The sequence below is a fragment of the uncultured Aquimarina sp. genome, from assembly GCF_947500065.1.
Lineage (GTDB): Bacteria > Bacteroidota > Bacteroidia > Flavobacteriales > Flavobacteriaceae > Aquimarina.
On record NZ_CANMQT010000002.1, the window covers coordinates 948047 to 966579 of the forward strand.

The 18533-nt window shown below is 32.5% G+C and carries 11 protein-coding genes; 3 read left to right on the forward strand and 8 right to left on the reverse strand.

Going from position 1 to position 18533, the window contains the following annotated elements; translation table 11 throughout:
- Nucleotides 1-79: 79 nt before the first annotated feature.
- The 6 genes from Q0975_RS09695 to Q0975_RS09720 form a co-directional block, all read right to left on the reverse strand.
- Entirely contained in the window at nucleotides 80-1390 is a 1311-nt protein-coding gene (locus Q0975_RS09695) for a hypothetical protein (protein WP_299435735.1), read from the reverse strand.
- Between the two features lie 112 nt (nucleotides 1391-1502).
- Nucleotides 1503-3065 carry a fibronectin type III domain-containing protein gene (locus Q0975_RS09700; RefSeq protein ID WP_299435737.1) on the reverse strand — a complete coding sequence of 521 codons (1563 nt, stop codon included), beginning with the start codon at nucleotides 3063-3065 and terminating at the stop codon, nucleotides 1503-1505.
- Nucleotides 3066-3229: 164 nt separating this feature from the next.
- Complete coding sequence (locus Q0975_RS09705; protein WP_299435739.1) at nucleotides 3230-4498, reverse strand: helix-turn-helix domain-containing protein; 1269 nt, start codon at nucleotides 4496-4498, stop codon at nucleotides 3230-3232.
- A 202-nt stretch (nucleotides 4499-4700) separates the two neighbouring features.
- The gene (locus Q0975_RS09710) at nucleotides 4701-8579 is read right to left on the reverse strand and encodes a two-component regulator propeller domain-containing protein (protein ID WP_299435741.1); all 3879 of its coding nucleotides are present in this window, start codon (nucleotides 8577-8579) and stop codon (nucleotides 4701-4703) included.
- A 125-nt stretch (nucleotides 8580-8704) separates the two neighbouring features.
- Nucleotides 8705-10396, reverse strand: coding sequence for a helix-turn-helix domain-containing protein (locus Q0975_RS09715; protein WP_299435743.1), 1692 nt, complete (start codon nucleotides 10394-10396; stop codon nucleotides 8705-8707).
- A gap of 103 nt (nucleotides 10397-10499) precedes the next feature.
- The gene (locus Q0975_RS09720; RefSeq protein ID WP_299435745.1) at nucleotides 10500-13352 is read right to left on the reverse strand and encodes a glycosyl hydrolase; all 2853 of its coding nucleotides are present in this window, start codon (nucleotides 13350-13352) and stop codon (nucleotides 10500-10502) included.
- Nucleotides 13353-13534: 182 nt separating this feature from the next.
- Here Q0975_RS09720 and Q0975_RS09725 point away from each other — a divergent pair, with 182 nt between their 5' ends.
- The 3 genes from Q0975_RS09725 to Q0975_RS09735 all read left to right on the forward strand — a co-directional run bounded on the left by Q0975_RS09725 (nucleotide 13535) and on the right by Q0975_RS09735 (nucleotide 15770).
- A complete protein-coding gene (locus Q0975_RS09725) occupies nucleotides 13535-13816 on the forward strand; it encodes a hypothetical protein (RefSeq protein WP_299435747.1) in 282 nt (93 codons plus the stop codon).
- 135 nt (nucleotides 13817-13951) lie between these two features.
- Nucleotides 13952-15244 carry an aminopeptidase P N-terminal domain-containing protein gene (locus Q0975_RS09730; protein ID WP_299435749.1) on the forward strand — a complete coding sequence of 431 codons (1293 nt, stop codon included), beginning with the start codon at nucleotides 13952-13954 and terminating at the stop codon, nucleotides 15242-15244.
- 151 nt (nucleotides 15245-15395) lie between these two features.
- Entirely contained in the window at nucleotides 15396-15770 is a 375-nt protein-coding gene (locus Q0975_RS09735) for a VOC family protein (protein WP_299435751.1), read from the forward strand.
- Here the strand turns inward: Q0975_RS09735 and Q0975_RS09740 are convergent.
- The gene (locus Q0975_RS09740) at nucleotides 15767-17107 is read right to left on the reverse strand and encodes a cytochrome c peroxidase (RefSeq protein WP_299435753.1); all 1341 of its coding nucleotides are present in this window, start codon (nucleotides 17105-17107) and stop codon (nucleotides 15767-15769) included. The two genes, Q0975_RS09735 and Q0975_RS09740, sit on opposite strands and share 4 nt — an antisense overlap.
- Nucleotides 17108-17231: 124 nt before the next feature.
- Complete coding sequence (gene brnQ / locus Q0975_RS09745) at nucleotides 17232-18509, reverse strand: branched-chain amino acid transport system II carrier protein (RefSeq protein ID WP_299435755.1); 1278 nt, start codon at nucleotides 18507-18509, stop codon at nucleotides 17232-17234.
- Nucleotides 18510-18533 lie beyond the last annotated feature (24 nt).

Consider the following 18533-nt stretch of genomic DNA (forward strand, 5'->3'; position numbering starts at 1 on the left):
AAGAATTAGGATATTATAAAGATTTAAGTAATGGATAAATTTATAGACAGATAACTAATTGTTTTAAGGTTTAATGTTACTAAAACTTTGTTCCGCGAACTTTAATAGCATATACCAGAATGATAATAAAGACAAGGATTAAAAAGAAAACTACTGTAGGTATATTGGTCTGGTTTTCATCTATTTTCTCTTGTTCTTTTACTAGCGTTGTATCAGTTTCGGTTTCTAAATTATCCTTCAAAAAAATAGTGTCCTTAGGCAAGAGTTTTAGATTAATAGTATCATTTGGTTTGTTTTTTCGATACTTATTTTCAACCATCTCAATTGAAGTATTTGTTTCCTGAATTCGAGCTCCAAGTGATGGTTCTTGATAATATTTTTTAGAAAATTCCTCTTCCGGGTTTTGACCAAGTTGTATCCATTCTATTTCATCGTTACGAATCCTTTGATAAAAATCATTTCCTTCTGCTATTTCCTGTTTCAAAAGTTCTTCTAACTCTTGTGTGGTAAACCTTTTTCCTCCTTTTTTTGTGTATTGATGATACAGGGCAAATGCTACTTTTTGTTCATAAATACTTTTTGTTTCTGGTTGTTTACTATGATAAGAAGCTTTAAAATAAGCTCTTGATGCTAATTGCCTGGCTCCATTTTTCCAACCGTTAGCAACTAATAAATCTCCTAATGCTTCTAATAAAACTGGCGAATCATAATTGCCAAATTTCATCATTCCCATAATACCTTTAATAGCTCTATCAAGCTCTTCTTTAGGTAATATGTTATTTTCTAAAGGAGTTTCTGTTTTGCTACTATATTTATTAGTTAAAAAAGTATAAAAATTATCTAATTTATGCCTCGGGAAACGCTCAAAACTAGGACTGAAATCTACAGACAAAGGCAGTACTACTTTTCCATTCTTCATCCTACTTAATACATATTCTACTAGATGTCGTTGATATATTTCTCTTCCGAAATGAGCATTAGGATTGATCGCAATTGCTTTATCTATATAGGTTAACCCTTTAGAAAATTGGCCGTCATGGATATAAAAAGTTCCTAAATTGGCGTATGTTTTATAGTTTTTTGGAGCAATACTATCTTTTTTCAGAATAACCTGAATCGCCTTTGAGTCATTACCGATTTTTGAATATGCAACCGCAAGATCATCGTATAGTTCTAAACTATCAGGAAACTTCTGAAGCTTTAAAGTTCTATCTTGTATTCTCCATTGATAGAACTCAGGTGAGTGCCTCAAAAACTTTCCTGATATTAATTCAATTACATCTGGAAATTGTATTCTTTCCATCTCTATAGTGTCATAATCCCAAAAACAAGAATACCCAAAAAAACAAGTAGAAAAGGTACATACTAAAAATAGTGCAAGTCGTTTCATATCATAAATTTAAAAAAAGGATCCTCATCACTGTCGATTAGGTTAGATAATGAGGACCCACTAGTAATGAAAAGCAATTGGACAAAAACCTAATCATTACACACTCCTGCTATTATTCTAACTTAATAACCCAATAGTCAAAATCTCCTGTAGTTCCTTCTCCGCTTCCGGTAATATTAGTATACCAAGTACCCGTTGCGATAAAACCATCATCTGATGTTTGCTGAATAGAAAAAGCATAATCATCTCCTTCATCACCTAAGTTTTTTTGCCATACAATAGCTCCATTAGGTTCTAATCGTATAATCCAAAAGTCTGAAGCTCCATTATTATCTGCTACATCTTCATCATTAGAACTAGAATTTCCTATAGCAATATATCCTCCATCATTGGTTTGGTGTATATCACTTATGCCCTCTGATCGAGAACCACCAAAGGTTTGTTTCCATTGTATATTCCCAGCTATATCAGTTTTGATGATTATAGCATCATTACCTCCTTTATTTTCTCCGATATCTCCATCGTTAGATTCAGAATATCCCGCAATTATGTAACCTCCATCTGACGTTTGTTCTATGGATTCTGCTTCTTCATTTTCAGTACCTACAAATGATTTCTCCCAACTAAGATCTCCTGTAGCATCTAGTTTTGCGATCCACATATCTCTTTTGTTATCGTTAGTTTCTGTATAGCCTGCTATAATATATCCTTGATCGGTAGTCTGATCCACAGAAAAGGCAATATCTCTTTGTGAACCTCCTAAATTGGTTTCCCATTGAAAAACTCCTGATGCATTCAGTTTTATAACCCAAGCATCAGATTGACCACTTACATCAAACTGATCCGAACTTGAAAACCCGACTGCTACATATCCTCCATCTGATGATTGAATAATCGACTCAAGAATATCATCACTAGAACCGCCCACATTGTTTTCCCATTCTATTGATCCTGATGCATTCAATTTTACAATCCAAAAATCACGCATGCCATTATTCGCTGATACATCTCCATCACTAGAGGAAGAAAAAGCTCCTACAATAAATCCGCCATCTGTGGTTTGTTTTATATCATGTACTGTATCATTATTGGAGCCACCTATATTTGTTTCCCATTGTATGGTGCCTTGACTATCTAGTTTTACAATCCAACAATCTTTATTCCCGTTATTTCCTGAAACATTACCATCATCAGATTCTGAGGAACCAGCTACAATATAGCCTTGATCATTTGTTTGCCAAATACTATATGCTTCATCATTACTTGTACCTCCTAAGGATTTTTGCCAAGCAATAGATACCATCGTGTCTATTGTTTCATTTGTTGTAAATGTAAAAGTACTTTCGAAAACACCATTATTACCATCAGAAGCGATAACGGATCCGTTATAATTAATATTGGGCGAAAGTTCCTCTAATAAATACTCTGTATCCGTAATAGAGGAGGCGATTTCAGTTCCATTTAACATAATCTCATATGAAACGACATCACCATCTGGATCGATAGCAGAATTCCAGGTTAATAATGCGCTATTATCAGTAATTTCAGTGGCTTCTACAGAAAAATCTTCTGGGTTTTGATTTTGAAGTGAGGTAATTGTTTCATCATCATTTTTGCAACTAATGATTGCTAGACCCATTAGCATAAATAGGTGTAAAAAATTATTCTTTTTCATCATATTTATTTTTATTATCTGAAGTAATTAAATCACTCATAAGGATGTCTCAAACATCTTTATGAGAATCGTATTTGATTATTGAGTTACTCTTGTAATAAATTTAAATAGGATTGAGGCGAGAAGTATCCAGAAAGTTTGAATTTCAAAGAATCAGGACATTTTCAACCAGTTTTTCTATAACTACTTGGTGAAATTCCTGTCATTTTTTTAAATGAACTATAAAATGTGGACTTGGAATTAAATCCTGATTCTAAAGCAATACCAACAATAGTATAATTTATAAAATTGATATTCCTTAATTTTAACTTAGCGTCTTCTACTCTAAATGTATTTATATAATCTGCGAAATTTTTGCCGGTTAGTTTATTGACTAATTGGGATAAATAATTGCTGCTAATTTTGAGTTTACCCGCCACACTATCTAATCCTAAATTAGGATCTCTATATAATTTTGCTTCCTTCATTAAGAACTCTAATTCTTTATAATATGTATTATCATTTGTAATATGACAAGTTGCGCTATTACTGCATATCTGTTTTAGCTTTTTTTCTGTAAGTTTTGCTATTAAATGAAATAAGAATACATGATCATTGGTGAAAAAATTCTTTTCTGAATGTTCAGAATCTAATACACCTATAATCGTGCCTTCAATACATATTGGTACTGATAACTCTGACATTCTAGAAGCATCATCAATAATATATGCTTTATTTTTACGTACATCATTGATACGTTGATATCTTTTTGATTTGGCAACATTCCCAACAATACCATCTCCCATTTCTATTTTTATTGGACTTACAATCTTTTTCTCTCCATTATTTTTATTCCCAAAAGCAGCTTTTTGGATTAAATACTGTTTTTCTTTATCAAGCATATAGATAACACAATCTTCTAAGTGAAGGTGAGAAATACAATTTTCTACAATATCCCAGAGTACATCATTAACATTGTTCTTTTCAAAAAGTGACGTCGCAAAATAACTTAGTATAGAAATTGTCTGAATAGGTGCATTATGTAAATAATCTTCATCGAATTCCTGAAAAACCTCATCAAGATAAGGTATGGATAAAGTAGTTTTTTTATGTGCAGATGGTTCTTCCTTTTTAGTATCTGTTCCTCTCTTATGCTGCTTTAGATTTAAAGAAGTTTTTTCTGGAATATTATTCTGATCAAACGAAATATAAAAATAATTGTCTAGTAACAACAAGTTTGATTTTTCTATGAACACATAAAAAAGGAAAATAGATAAAGTCACAGGAATAACCCAAAAGTTTATTCCCATACGTATATCACTATTTAATAAAGGTTCATAATTTTTTAATGTATAAAGTATACTTGTAATAGTTACAAATAGCATACAAGGTTTAAAAAGTTTATGAATTGTTTCTGAGGCATTTTTATTGCCTGATTTTTTCTGAATGTCCATTTTGATTTTTTTTGTCCTTACCAAAAACTATTCGTATTAAATCTCAAAAGAGAGACTATAAAATTCAAATCGTTTTTGATTGCTTTCAATTATAAAAGCAAGGTAAAACAAGAATCAAATGTTGTGTTGTACTATCGTTACCATTACTTGTACTACAGTTACATGAATGTATTATCTACTGTAAATAGAGCGATTATATCCGTTATTTTCTAGATTCAGAAGGAGGTTTTCCGAATTCTTCCACATATACTCGAGAGAAATATGCTGGATCCTTAAACCCTGTTTGATATGCGATCTCTGCAATAGAATATTCTTTATTATTCAATAAATCACGCGCATGTTGTAATCTAATTTTACGAATAAATTTTGTTGGAGACATGCCTGTTAGGTTTTTAATCTTTCTGAATAAATGGACTCTACTCATATGTAATTGTTCTGCCAATACAGGTATACTAAACTCATCATTATCCATATGGTCTTTTACAATATCGATAACAGACTGCATAAAGCCGTCTATAACTTTATTTTCTGAAACGTTCCCTACGTCCTCTTGATCATACTTTTCTCGAAGTTTCGTTCTGGTATGAATTAAGTGATTTACTCTAATCAACAATTCTTCTCTATCAAAAGGCTTTGCCAAATACGCATCTGCTCCAATTTTTAAGCCTTCGATTTGACTATGTTGGCTCGCCTTAGCAGTTAAGAAAATAAGAGGAATATGATCTGTGGCAATATGACTCCTAATCATTGAACCTAATTTAATACCATCCCATTTAGGCATCATAATATCAGAAATCACAAGATCTGGAAGATGTTCTTGACATAACTCCCACGCTTCCTGACCATTATTGGCTAATACCACCGTATAACTTGATGCCAAACAAAATTGAATATACTCTTGTACTTCTTTATGATCTTCTGCTACTAAAACTATTGGTAAAGATGAATCCTGCAGGATCAAATCTTCTTCCGAATTCAGAAAATCTGAAGATACGATCACAGGCGTACTTATTGTAAATGTAGTTCCTAATTCTTCTTTACTTTCTACTCTAATATTCCCTTTCATTAGTTCCACAAGTTCTTTGGTCAATGTTAAACCTAAACCTACTCCGTTTTCATTTTCGGTTTGTGATCTTGTAAAAGGGTCATATAGAATTTTCATGAAATCAGAAGAAATTCCAATACCCGAGTCCTTAACAATAACATTTATCCTAGAACTATCTTCATCTTCTACATAGTTTATTTTTAAAGACACTTTTCCTCCAACTACATTATATTTAATAGCATTAGAAACTAAATTTGTAGTAATTTTTCTCCATTTATCTTCATCATAATACATATGTAATTCTTCTTGATCACTAGAAAACGTAAGTGAAATTTCTTTTTCCTCGGCAAGGGATTTAAATGAATACAATAGATACCGCTGAAAAGAAACAAAATCCCCAAGCTGCTCATTCATCTCCAATTGATCTTCTTGCATCTGTGCTATTTCCAAAATTTGATGTACTTGATTGGATAAATGATTTGCTTGGTTTTCGATCTGATGTAAATACTTATCTTCTTTGTTCGAAGTATCTTTAACAGATCTATTTCTTATCTGATCTACAGCTCCTAAAATAACTGTAAGAGGAGTTCTAAACTCATGAGCAATCTGATTAAACCATCGTGTTTTAACTTCTGCTAAACTAGAAACATGTTCTTTCTCGGTTTCAGCTATTTTTCTTCTTAATTGAATTTTATAAAAAGTATAAATTAATAACAATAAAAATAGGCTATATGCCAAATACGCAACATTGGTTTTATACCAAGGAGGTAATACTAAAACTGATATTGGTTCATGTAGTACTTCCCATTTATTTTCCGAACTAGATGCTCTAACATGCAATTTGTATTTTCCTTTGGGTAAATATGATAATGTAATTAATCCTTTTTCCTGTACTGGCAACCAATCGTTATGAAACCCTTGTAACCAAAACTGATATCTAACATTTTCTGGTTCTTTAAAGGTTAATGCTAAAAATTGAAAACTAACATTCTGATCTTCAGAACGCACCCTAATTACATCATTTAATTTATTAGGAAAATGATTGGTTATGATTGTATCCTTACGATGCTTTACATATGATGACCAAATCAAATTAGGTTTGTAATCTGAAGCGACACTCAATTCTTCTGGATGAAAATAGTTCACGCCTCTTTCACTTCCTGTCCAGATATATCCGTCTGCGGCTCGATAAATAGAACTCAACAACATGGAGTTATCGTATAAACCATCCTCGACCGTATACGTATTGAATTCATTTGTTGTAGGATTAAATGATGTAATCCCATGACTTATGGTACTTAACCATAATACTCCATTCTTATCACTGGTAATATTTAATACTTTATCATCTGGCATCTTATCATCCCTCATATATCTCGTAAATTTCTCTTCTTCGATATCCATACGATTTAAGCCACCATCAGTTCCTATCCATAATTTGCCATCATTTGTTTGGTGTAAAGACATCACCAAATTAGAACTAACACTACTATCATCATTCTTATCATGTACAAAGCGTTTAAAATTAGAATCAGAAGATGCTACAAATTTACTAGCATTAGAAAGTTTAACAAGACCTCCACTTATAGTGGCTAACCATAAATTGTCTTTTTTATCTAAAAATAAATCAACAATTGCTATGTTCTTCTTAGTTACCTTAAGTCTAAAATAACTTCCATCAGTCGTATCATAGACCATCATATGATTCCAGTGTGTAATCCACAAACGCTTATTTGCATCTTCAATTATTCTCCAAGGACTACTTGGCATTTTTTCAGATTCAAAAATTTGCTCAACTACACTCTCATTTTTAGCGTCTATTTTTAAAATTCCAACAAATTCATTTTTAAACAACCCATAAACAGCACCATTAGAAGCACAAGCTAAGGATGTCATTCTATAATCAGAGATTTTTTTTAATGGTGTTCCTTTAATTTTATCCCAAGTATATAATCCATCAGGTAGGGTAAACCACATTTTACCTTCACATTCTACAATTTCTCTAGCATTTCCAACAGCCCCTAGAATTGGATGTCTAAACGGTTTGTTCTCTATAAGCTGAAAAGCACCTGCATTTGTTCCTATCCAAAAATCATTATCTCTATCCTGAAAAATACAAAGTAACCTTAAGCGTTTTGAAAAATCATATCCTAATAAATCCTGCGCATCAAATACTATTTGCGTTTTAAAATCTGGAGAAAATTTCCATATTTTTTTCCCGGCAGCTAGCCAGATCCAATCTCGATTATCCTGAAAGAAAAATGACTTATCGGTTGCATTACTAATATAAGAGCTATCAAAATCTAACCTCTCTTTTACCCATCGATCATTTTTTTCCTCTATACTATATAACTCATTAGCTATATATACTAATGTCTTATTATTAGATAGTGTGAGAATATTAGAAATGATTCTTCCTTTAAATAGATCTAACTTTTTGGTAATAGTATCCTTTACCTCGAATAATCCTTCATTACTTGCAATTAATGATCTTCCATCATTAAGAACTGAAATATTTGATGATCTTTTATTATAAACTCGTTTTAATGTCTGACTTTTAGGAGTATACTTATAAGCACCACTTGTAGAAGATATCCAAAGATTTTCTTTTCCATATTTGGTCAAATTATTGACCATCAATATATCTTTTTCACTCTCTAATTCCTCAAGATTTTCGAATACTCCGCTATGTGGATCCAAAATGTCGATTCCTCCTCCTAGAGTACCTATATATAGTTTACCATCACTTAGCTGAAGAATTGATCTCACCCAATTACCCGTTAGGCTTTTTGGGTTTTTTGATGTATATGTGTATTTTTCATACGATTGCCCATCAAATCTATTAAGGCCATATTGAGTGGCAAACCACATAAAACCATCTTCGTCCTGAAATATATCAGAAACCCAATTATTAGACAACCCATTAAAAACATTATATGATTTAATGTTATAAGTAACCTCCGCTTGTCCAGAAACATCCAAACACAATACTATAAAGCACGCAACAAATACTACTAATTTATGAATGCACTTCATGGATTTTTATAAGTCTAATAAAAATTAATTGGGTTTATTCCTTATTGTAAAAGAACAACTTTTTTTACAATATCTAGTTTTAAGATAATGGTATAAAGAGTTTTGAGTCAATGGATAGTTTTGGATTATTTCATTTCTAAAGAAGTTTCTCTATACTCTTTTGGGGAAATACCTGTATGTTTTTTAAACGCATTATAAAAGGTTGATTTAGAGTTAAAACCGGATTCCAAAGCTATAGCTAATACTGTGTAATTCGCAAAATTTGGATCTTTAAGCTTAGCTTTAGCATCTTCAATACGAAAACTATTCACATAATCTGAAAAATTAGATCCACTTAATTTATTTACCATTTGCGACAAATAATTACTGCTGATTTTTAACATTTTCGAAATACTTTCTAATCCCAAACTAGAATCTCTATATATTTTGGCCTCCTTCATCAAAAAATGAAGTTCTTTAAAATACAAATTGTCATCGGTGATGTTGGTAGTATTCTTGATATTAATCTGAGCAAGCTTTTTTGCAGTAAGCTTCGCAATTAATTGAAATAAAAGGATATGGTTTTCGTTAAAAAATCCTTCCTGAGAATGTTCTGAATCTAAGACTCCAACCACTTCATCATCAACAACAATTGGAACAGCTAATTCTGATCTACGACTAATATCATCCACAACATATCTGCTATCATAGGTTACATTATAAACACATTCATATTCTCCTGATAACGCAACTTGTCCTACGATTCCTTCACCTAAAGAAATTTCTATTGGGCTTAGTATTTTACGCTCCCCCTGATTTTTATTACCAAATGCAGCTTTCTGAACCAGTACCTTTTTTGATCCATCTAATATATAGATGATGCAATCTTCTAACTGCAGATATGCGATACAATTCTCTACAATATCCCACAACACATCTTCAAGCTTATTTTTATCGAATAAAGATGTAGAAAAATAGCTTAGTATTCCCGTAATCTGAGATGGTTTGTCATAATGAATCAATTCTAACTCTTCTTCCGAAAACATATGATTAAGTCCAGACATTCTAAAATTCTGAATTGCCTTTTGCACTGCTTCTTCCTCCGATTCATTTTTTTCAGAGACTTCATAAATATGCTTTGACCCTAAATATAAAAATGTATAATAAAACAACATATATAAAATCCAATACGGATAATATGGAACATGGCCACTTATATCTTCTCTTATAAAAAATAGAACAATAGTTAGTAACCAAATAACATTGAATGTAATAAGTATGGCAACAATGGTTTTAATCCATTGCGTTTTTTTCTTTACTTGATTAAAAGATAATTTCCCAATTTTATTTTCATACTTGTGAATAATCAGAAGGTTCCAAATACTAATAATAATATTGAACGTCAGTGCTGTGTTTTCATCAACTTCGGTATGGATTATTGTAAAAACCTCTTTCGAAATCCAAGCATAATCTAAAAAAACGTTAATCTTAAGTACTGTATATAACGCAAAAAAACCTATAAACGGAAGAAATAAATAGTTTCGATTCCTTTTATATAACTCTTCTTTTTTTAGATAGTAACAAATAAACGCAGTAAAATATACTGGTGATAAATATTGAAACGGCACAAAAAAAGCCAATATCCATGGATATGATTTATGAAGTCCAAAATCCATGAGTAATACCTGTATAATTACAAGATTAGAAGTAATCAAGAATCCATAAAAATACCTTAAGGTCTTATCTTTTTTCCAATACTGAACGAGTTTCCACAGTGCGAGAACAACAAGTACGAGGCATCCTAAAAAGATAACCGTATTGTAGGGGTTTACTTTCATTACGTTGGTTAATAAACTTTTATAAAAGGTAACAAAAAAGATTGATTGTCTTTATATAATTGTCCAAATAAATTCTAAACGTAATAAATTTATATATCTGTTTTTATTTTATCTCAAAAGGAACTTTTTCTGTTTGTTTTCCATCAGAAATAACTACTTCGTATTTTCCAACAGGAAGGTAATACTTTCCATTTTTCTTTTTAGAGATCTCTTCATCAGGAAATTCTTTTAACAATGCTTTCCTTCCTTTATCAGAAATTGTAAGGTCATACTTGGTATAATTCAATCCTTTATCAGAATCAGACGAAAACTCCTGAAGTGTTTTACCGCTTTCTGTTATAATCTTAACAGATATGGTTCCAGTTTTATTTGCATAATATTTTAGCGTGGTAGAAGGTTCATAAGCATCTAACCACTTGCTCCAAGAACTTCCCCAACGAGGTGAAGCCTTTACTGTACTGGCTGGATACAAATGTAAAGCCGAAACAAGAACTTCTTCATTTAGATTTTGAAGCGGTTCTATATTTGTTTTATAGATGCTTCTACCATGAGTTCCTAATAAAAGATCATTAGCTTCTGGCTGCACAACAATATCATGAACTGCAACATTTGGTATTCCTTTAGAAAATACTTGCCAGGTACTCCCTTTATCTAATGAAACATAAGCACCATTATCGGACCCAACATATAATACATTTTCATTTTTAGGATCTTCTTTGATTACATTAACTGCTGATATTGGTAAGTTTCTCCCAATATTAGCCCAAGTTTGTCCATAATCATCACTCATATAAACATATGGTGTAAAGTCATCCCATCGATATCCATTTAAACTTACATAAACACGTTCTTTTTTATGAGCAGAAGCTACAACTCTAGATACCCACAAGTCTTTTGGAAAACTATCAGAAATCTTACTCCAGTTTCCTCCTGCGTTTTTGGTAACATAAACCAATCCATCATCACTACCCGTATATATCAACCCAAACTGAAATATTGATTCTGCAATTGATGTTAATGTACCATAAGCAACATTTCCTTTTTTACCACCATTGGTAAGGTCATCAGAGATTGCAGTCCACTCATCACCTTGATTCATGGACCTCATCAATTTATTTCCACCTAAATACAAAATATCTTGATTGTGTGGAGATAATAAAATAGGTGTTTGCCAATTAAACCGGTATGGAGATTCTCCTAATTCATGTTTTGGTTGAATATAAACCTGATCCTTTGTTGAACGATCTAATCTAAAATAATTTCCAAACTGAAACCCGGTATACACAATATTACTATCTCGATTATCAATCTGCACTTGCATACCATCACCGCCCATAATACTTTTCCAAGGGTAATGTCCGCTTTGATGCCATGAAGCATCTTCTCCTGCATTCACAGAACCAACCCATACCCCATTATCCTGTAGTCCTCCATATACATTATATGGTTTCTCATGATCCACATTAATTGCATAAAACTGACCAACACTCGGTTGATTAGCTTTGATCCAATTCTCTCCATCATCATAGGTAATATTTACACCTCCATCATTACCATTTACTAGGTGATTTGGGTTTTTAGGATTTATCCAAAGGGAATGATGATCCGCATGAACGTTTTCTGCGCTAATACTTTTGTATGTTTTTCCTCCATCCTTAGATTTTAGAATAGGTACTCCTGAGATATAAATGTGATCTTTATTAGATGGATTTACCTGTATTTGAGCAAAATAATAGCCATAGCTATAGAAAATATCATCCAGATACTCTTTATGTGTTTTTTTCCAACTCTTTCCTCCATCATCACTTCTGTATACTTCTGCTCCAATCACTGGAGTATCAAAAAGAGCCGCGTTTGCGTTTTCTAAATACTTTGCCAGGTCTATAGGTTTTACAGAACCACTACGAACCATTTGCTTCACATTTTCTGCACGATATTTTTCCTGAAATCCATTAGTTTTCAAGTAACGATTCAGCTTTTTATCTTCTAAACTTAAAAAAGCATCTACAGACATTGTTTTAAAATCATCCTTAGTTAATCCAGAATCTTTTTCTGTTTTATCACTTTCATCTCTTCTAAATTGACTATCGTGAACTGCATACACAGTGTTTTCATCAAAAACCGCTAATCCTATCCTTCCTACACCATCTCCTGTAGGGAAACCGCTTCCTTCTATTGAGATTTTATTCCAAGTATTCCCTGCATCCATACTTTTATAAATATCAGAACTAGATCCATTTCCTTCAAAATTCCATGCCTTACGATCCTTATCCCATGCTGCAGCATACATAACATTAAAATTGTCCGGAGCATAAGCAAGATCAATAATTCCTGTCTCATTATTAATAAACAATGTTTTTTTCCAAGTAGTTCCTCCATCGGTTGTTTTATATATTCCTCTTTCTTCATTATTAGAATATAGATGACCTGTAGCTCCTATAACTACCTCATCTGGATTTTTAGGATTTATTACTATACGCCCAATATGATGAGAATCTATAAGTCCAACATTCTTCCATGTTTTCCCTGCATCCTTAGATTTTAGAATTCCTACTCCAGCATACGATGATCTAGACGAATTATTCTCTCCTGTTCCAACCCAAATGGTTCCATTTTTCCAATCAACAGCAATATCACCTACATTGATGGTTTCGGCATTATCCAGAACAGGTTCGAAAGTCGTTCCGTTGTTTATAGTATACCATAATCCACCAGAAGCATAAGCAACATAAAATTCTGTTGTATTTTCTGGATTTACATCAACGTCTACTACACGTCCACTCATTACAGATGGTCCTATGTTTTCAAAAGGAACATTCTTAACAAGAGAAGATTTTTCCAGTTCTTTTTTCTGTAATAATGCTTTTTGAATCTCGACAGCCTGCGTTGCTGGTTGTTGTGAAAAAATAGAAATACTAATAAATAATAGTAAAAAAGTTGAAATGTATGTTTTCATTATGATGGAAGTTTAGTTGGCTGAAAGTATAGAATGCTACTATAGTGTCAAAATTTTTAGATATTGTTTAACAATACATCGAAAATAATTCTTCAAAAAGAAATTCTCAAATCACTTGTTTTTTGCGTTTGTCGTTGTTTTTTTGTTAATTTATTGACAACTAATCAATAAACTAAATAACCATGGAAGAATACTTGCCATTAATTATTCAATTAATCAGTGGAGCCGTAGGCGGAAATATTGCTGGCTCATTATTAAAAAATGCTTCTTTCGGAAGAATTGGAAATTCAATTCTGGGAATTCTGGGAGGAGGAATAGGAGGTTATTTACTTAGTTATCTAGGAATCGATACTTCTGGCGGAATGGATATAGCAGGAATACTAGGTAGTGTTGCTGGCGGTGGAGTTGGTGGTGGAGTTTTAATGGCAATTATAGGTTTTGTTAAAAAAGCGATAAGCAAATAAAATACTAGTTTTAGCTAAAAAAACACTAGGTATTTAGATACTTTAAAAAAGGAACTCAAATCTTATGAGTTCCTTTTTTATTACGTAAATAATTATTCTATTTTTGAAAACACATCTTTTTTAAAAATAGACATCATGAAATATCATCAAATAGATAAAAACCTCTTTATAAAAAACAGGAAGAATTTTGCGGCTAAAATGAAACCAAATAGTATTGCTGTTTTTAATAGTAATGATATTTATCCGATTAGTGCAGATAGTACAATCCCTTTTGAACAGCATAGAGATATTTTTTATCTAAGTGGAGTAGATCAGGAGGAAAGTATTTTAGTCCTTTTTCCTGATGCACCAAATGAAAAGCATCGTGAAATCTTATTCTTAAAAGAAACCAGTGAATTAATCGCTATCTGGGAAGGTGAAAAGTTAACCAAAGAAAAAGCTTTTGAAACTTCTGGAGTAACAACAGTATATTGGTTACAAGATTTGGAGAAAATATTCTTCGAGATTATGACACAATGTGACACAGTCTATGTCAATACTAATGAACATTATAGAGCAAATGTAGAGACTGAAACCAGAGAAGATCGTTTTACAAAATGGTGGAAAGCTAAATACCCTGCTCATACTGTTGCCAAAAGTAATCCCATTTTACAACGCTTACGTTCTGTAAAAGATCCAATAGAAATTGATCTCATGCAAACCGCTTGTAATATCACCGAAAAAGGATTTAGAAGATTGCTTGGTTTTGTAAAACCTGGAGTGTGGGAATATAATATTGAAGCGGAGTTATTACATGAATTTATAAATCACCGATCTAAAGGTTTTGCATATACTCCAATTATAGCTAGTGGTAACAATGCCAATGTTTTGCATTACATAGAGAATAACCAACAGTGTAAGGAAGGAGAGCTAATCTTAATGGATGTAGCAGCAGAATATGCTAATTATTCTAGTGATTTAACTCGTACCATTCCTGTTTCAGGTAAGTTTACAGATCGTCAAAGAGCAGTATACGATGCGGTTTTACGAGTAAAAAATGAAGCTACTAAGATGCTAGTTCCTGGAACAATCTGGGCTGATTATCATGTGGAAGTGGGCAAAATTATGACTTCAGAATTATTAGGTCTTGGACTTATCGATAAAGCTGATGTTCAAAATGAAGATCCTGATTGGCCAGCTTATAAAAAGTATTTTATGCACGGCACCTCTCACCATATTGGATTGGATACCCATGATTACGGAATCTTAACAGAACCTATGCAAGCTAATATGGTTTTTACTGTAGAACCAGGTATTTATATTCCTGATGAAGGTTTTGGAGTACGATTAGAAGATGATGTTGTGATAAAAGAAAAGGGGGAACCTTTTAATTTAATGGGGAACATTCCTATCGAAGCAAAAGAAATTGAAGAATTGATGAATCAGTAAGAAACTAGATTCATTCTTTTCTAATGAAAAAAAACCAGATTACTTTTAAAAGTAATCTGGTTTTTTTATGACTATTTTTTAACATTTTGTAGAATATTTATGATTGTTTTATCGTTGCATACCAAAACGTTAAAGAATTACAATGCAACGAATGAAAATTACAGCAGGTCATCAACAGGCAATGCCTTATTTGGTAGTTAATAATGCAGATGATTTTATAGATTTTATCAGAAAAATATTCAATGCTCAGGAAATGATTCGCAAGGTGGATACTGCCTATAAAATCGAACATTCTGAGGTTATGATAGGAGATGCTACAATAATGATTACTGAAGCATCTACAACCTATCCCGCTCAACATACCTCCATGTATGTATATGTAAAGGATACAGATCAAACCTATTACAATGCAATAGATGCAGGCGCCATATCCTTAATGCAACCTATGGAAGAAGATTATGGAGCCCGCGGAGCCGGTTTCAAAGATCCTTATGGTAATACCTGGTGGATCGCTACTCTAAATTAATCACATCCTAAATCTGCTCTGGATGTGTCATCATTATTTGGAAAACAATTTCCAGAATTAATTGATTCAGGAACATATCTGTTCAATTCAGGATCTCTCAAGCTATTCGAAATAAAAGAAGTCATATCATCGATTTCTTCTTCCGTAAGATTTATAGTTCCAAATTGAGATGCTAAGTTCTCTGCTGGAACCTCTGTATTTTGCGGAGTTCCATCATTTTTATAAGATATCACATCTTTTACAGAAGTAAAAGTTCCTCCGTGACCATAGAAACCATTGTCTACTAAATTGTATAATGTTGGTGTTTTAAATTTATAATCATCACTTGGGTTATTCGTAAAATTACCTCTTCCTCTTTTTACATTCTCGATATTCACGTCATATAATAGTAATGCATCATTAGAGTTCTCAAAATCCCCCATACCAAAAGAATGAAAACTTTTATCATTAAGTGCTGGTCCCGTATGACATTCATAACATTTCCCATTTCCAAAAAAAGCAATAGCTCCTCTCTTCTCTGTATCGCTTAAAGCATCACTATTCCCTTTTAACCAATCCTGCCAAGGAGATCTATTTGCTAACAATGTTCTTTCATACGCTGCAATAGCCAAAGCTGCATTATCTTTCGTATATCTTTCACTTTCTGCTACATCTGGAAAAGCAGCATCAAAAAGGTTTTTGTACCCAAAAGTATTTACAAAATCTACATCAATTTGTAGTCTATGTACTTTTTGTCCTTTGATTGCCTGCACTTCTACTCCTTGAAATCCTAAAAAATTTTCTTGAATTTCTGTCCAACTAGCTTCGGTACCAGCATTAGTACCTGTTCCTCCGAACTGTCCATTCCAAAGCATAACATCCTGATACGCTACATTAAGCAATGTTGGCGATCGCAAAGGTTGTATATCTACAGAATCTCGAGGAACGTTAGTATTAACAACTCTATCTTCTCCTCTTATACCAAAACCTACTCCACATTCACCGATTCCTTGTCTTAATCCTGCACTAAATCCAGCCGAAGCCTGGTGACAAGACGCACAAGAATAAGTCCCTTTCATCTCGTCAATTTTTGGGTTTCCTCCAGTAGCCGTTTCATGAAGTAATAATCTACCTAAGGCAACTTTCTCACTAGTAATTGGATTTAAAGGATCTTGTGGGATACTGGCATAGTCATTACTCTCAGGTAATATAAAAAAAGCAGCTCCCTCTCCATTTGATGCAATATCCAGCGTACTTAATAACTCCGTATCTAAATTCGATACGATAGGGATGTAATCGTCTTTGGTACAAGAGGAAATTAGTAAAACAATTGCTCCTAGAATCGGTAATTTTTTCATTTGATATTATGTTTCCCTTTTAGATTAACTTTTTGATTTTAACTTTCTTAAAAAAGTGTTAAAACGCAAATTTAATAAAAAAGGCAATACCGTATGCTATTTACTTTTTAAAAATACTGCACATTTACTTTGAAGATTTTTCTTTAATAAAAACGTTACTAATGATAAGACAAAATATAGCAGGCATTAGCCAAGCTAAACTATATCGCCCAAGTGGAATTAATTCCAAAATGGCTTGTACTTGATCTTTAAGCCCAATAGATCCCAAAAAATCCGGCAAACTAAATATAATAGTAACAATAACAACTGCTCTGAATACAATTGAAGAAGTAAATTTATCTGGTAATACATTTAGTAGTATTAATACAATAGTAATTGGGTAAATAAACATTAAAGCAGGAATGGCTACTACTATTATGTCATGTACATCCAACTGTCCCATTACCACACCTAAAATACACCCTATAACAGCAGTTATAATATATGCTTGATGAGATTCTCCAAATATTCCTTTTATAAAATCTGCTGTCCCTGTTACAATTCCAACGGCAGTCGTAAAACAAGCAAGAGAAACCAGAACACTTAGGAAAGTGCTTCCTATATTGCCTAAGGTTTTTAGACTAAGGCCTGATAATAATTCTGTACGACTGATTTCCTGTTCGAAAGCTCCATTAAACAGAGCTCCATTAAATATTAACCCTGCATATACTATAAAAAGGCCTATTCCGGCGATTATCCCTGAATTACGTATTAACAATCGATTTTCTTCAAAACTTTTTCTTCCCTTTAACTGAAGTGAAATTATAATTACTCCACCAACCACAACAGCTCCGATTGCATCAAATGTTTGATATCCTTCTAATAACCCTTCTACAACAGGAGTTTCAAAAACCGAACTATTCATAGGAGGATGTGTAGAAAAAATTCCAATGAAAATAATACTCAGAATTACAATAAAAATAACAGGAGTAAGAAACTTACCGAGTATGTTCAGAATCTTTGAACGGTTTAATACAAAAAACAGTACAATGCAAAAATAGACACTACTTGTTAACAAAGAACTTGTTCCAAAAAAAGGTTGAATAGCCATCTCATGAGTTACCGATGCCGTTCTTGGTGACGGTAAAGCGATGGAAATAGCGTATACTATAAAACAATAAACAAGGCTAAAAGTAGGAGAAACTTTTTTTCCAAAATCCAACATAGTTCCTTGTAGTTTTGCATGTGCAAAAATACCAAATAGCGGAAGTACAACTGCAGAAATAACAAACCCAATAGTAACCCAAAACCACATGTCTCCCGCCTTAAAGCCAAGATTGGGAGGTAAAATTAAATTTCCTGCCCCAAAAAACATGGAGAACAATGCAAATCCTGTTATAAAAGTTTCTTTATTAAATCGCATTTGGTTAGGTTTATGTCGCTTTAA

Excerpts from the sequence above, each read along its gene's own strand:
- Q0975_RS09695 (WP_299435735.1), bottom strand. The coding sequence starts at position 1,390 with ATGAAACGACTTGCACTATTTTTAGTATGTACCTTTTCTACTTGTTTT.
- Q0975_RS09700 (WP_299435737.1), bottom strand. The coding sequence starts at position 3,065 with ATGAAAAAGAATAATTTTTTACACCTATTTATGCTAATGGGTCTAGCA.
- Q0975_RS09705 (WP_299435739.1), bottom strand. The coding sequence starts at position 4,498 with ATGGACATTCAGAAAAAATCAGGCAATAAAAATGCCTCAGAAACAATT.
- Q0975_RS09710 (WP_299435741.1), bottom strand. The coding sequence starts at position 8,579 with ATGAAGTGCATTCATAAATTAGTAGTATTTGTTGCGTGCTTTATAGTA.
- Q0975_RS09715 (WP_299435743.1), bottom strand. The coding sequence starts at position 10,396 with ATGAAAGTAAACCCCTACAATACGGTTATCTTTTTAGGATGCCTCGTA.
- Q0975_RS09720 (WP_299435745.1), bottom strand. The coding sequence starts at position 13,352 with ATGAAAACATACATTTCAACTTTTTTACTATTATTTATTAGTATTTCT.
- Q0975_RS09725 (WP_299435747.1), top strand. The coding sequence starts at position 13,535 with ATGGAAGAATACTTGCCATTAATTATTCAATTAATCAGTGGAGCCGTA.
- Q0975_RS09730 (WP_299435749.1), top strand. The coding sequence starts at position 13,952 with ATGAAATATCATCAAATAGATAAAAACCTCTTTATAAAAAACAGGAAG.
- Q0975_RS09735 (WP_299435751.1), top strand. The coding sequence starts at position 15,396 with ATGAAAATTACAGCAGGTCATCAACAGGCAATGCCTTATTTGGTAGTT.
- Q0975_RS09740 (WP_299435753.1), bottom strand. The coding sequence starts at position 17,107 with ATGAAAAAATTACCGATTCTAGGAGCAATTGTTTTACTAATTTCCTCT.
- brnQ (WP_299435755.1), bottom strand. The coding sequence starts at position 18,509 with ATGCGATTTAATAAAGAAACTTTTATAACAGGATTTGCATTGTTCTCC.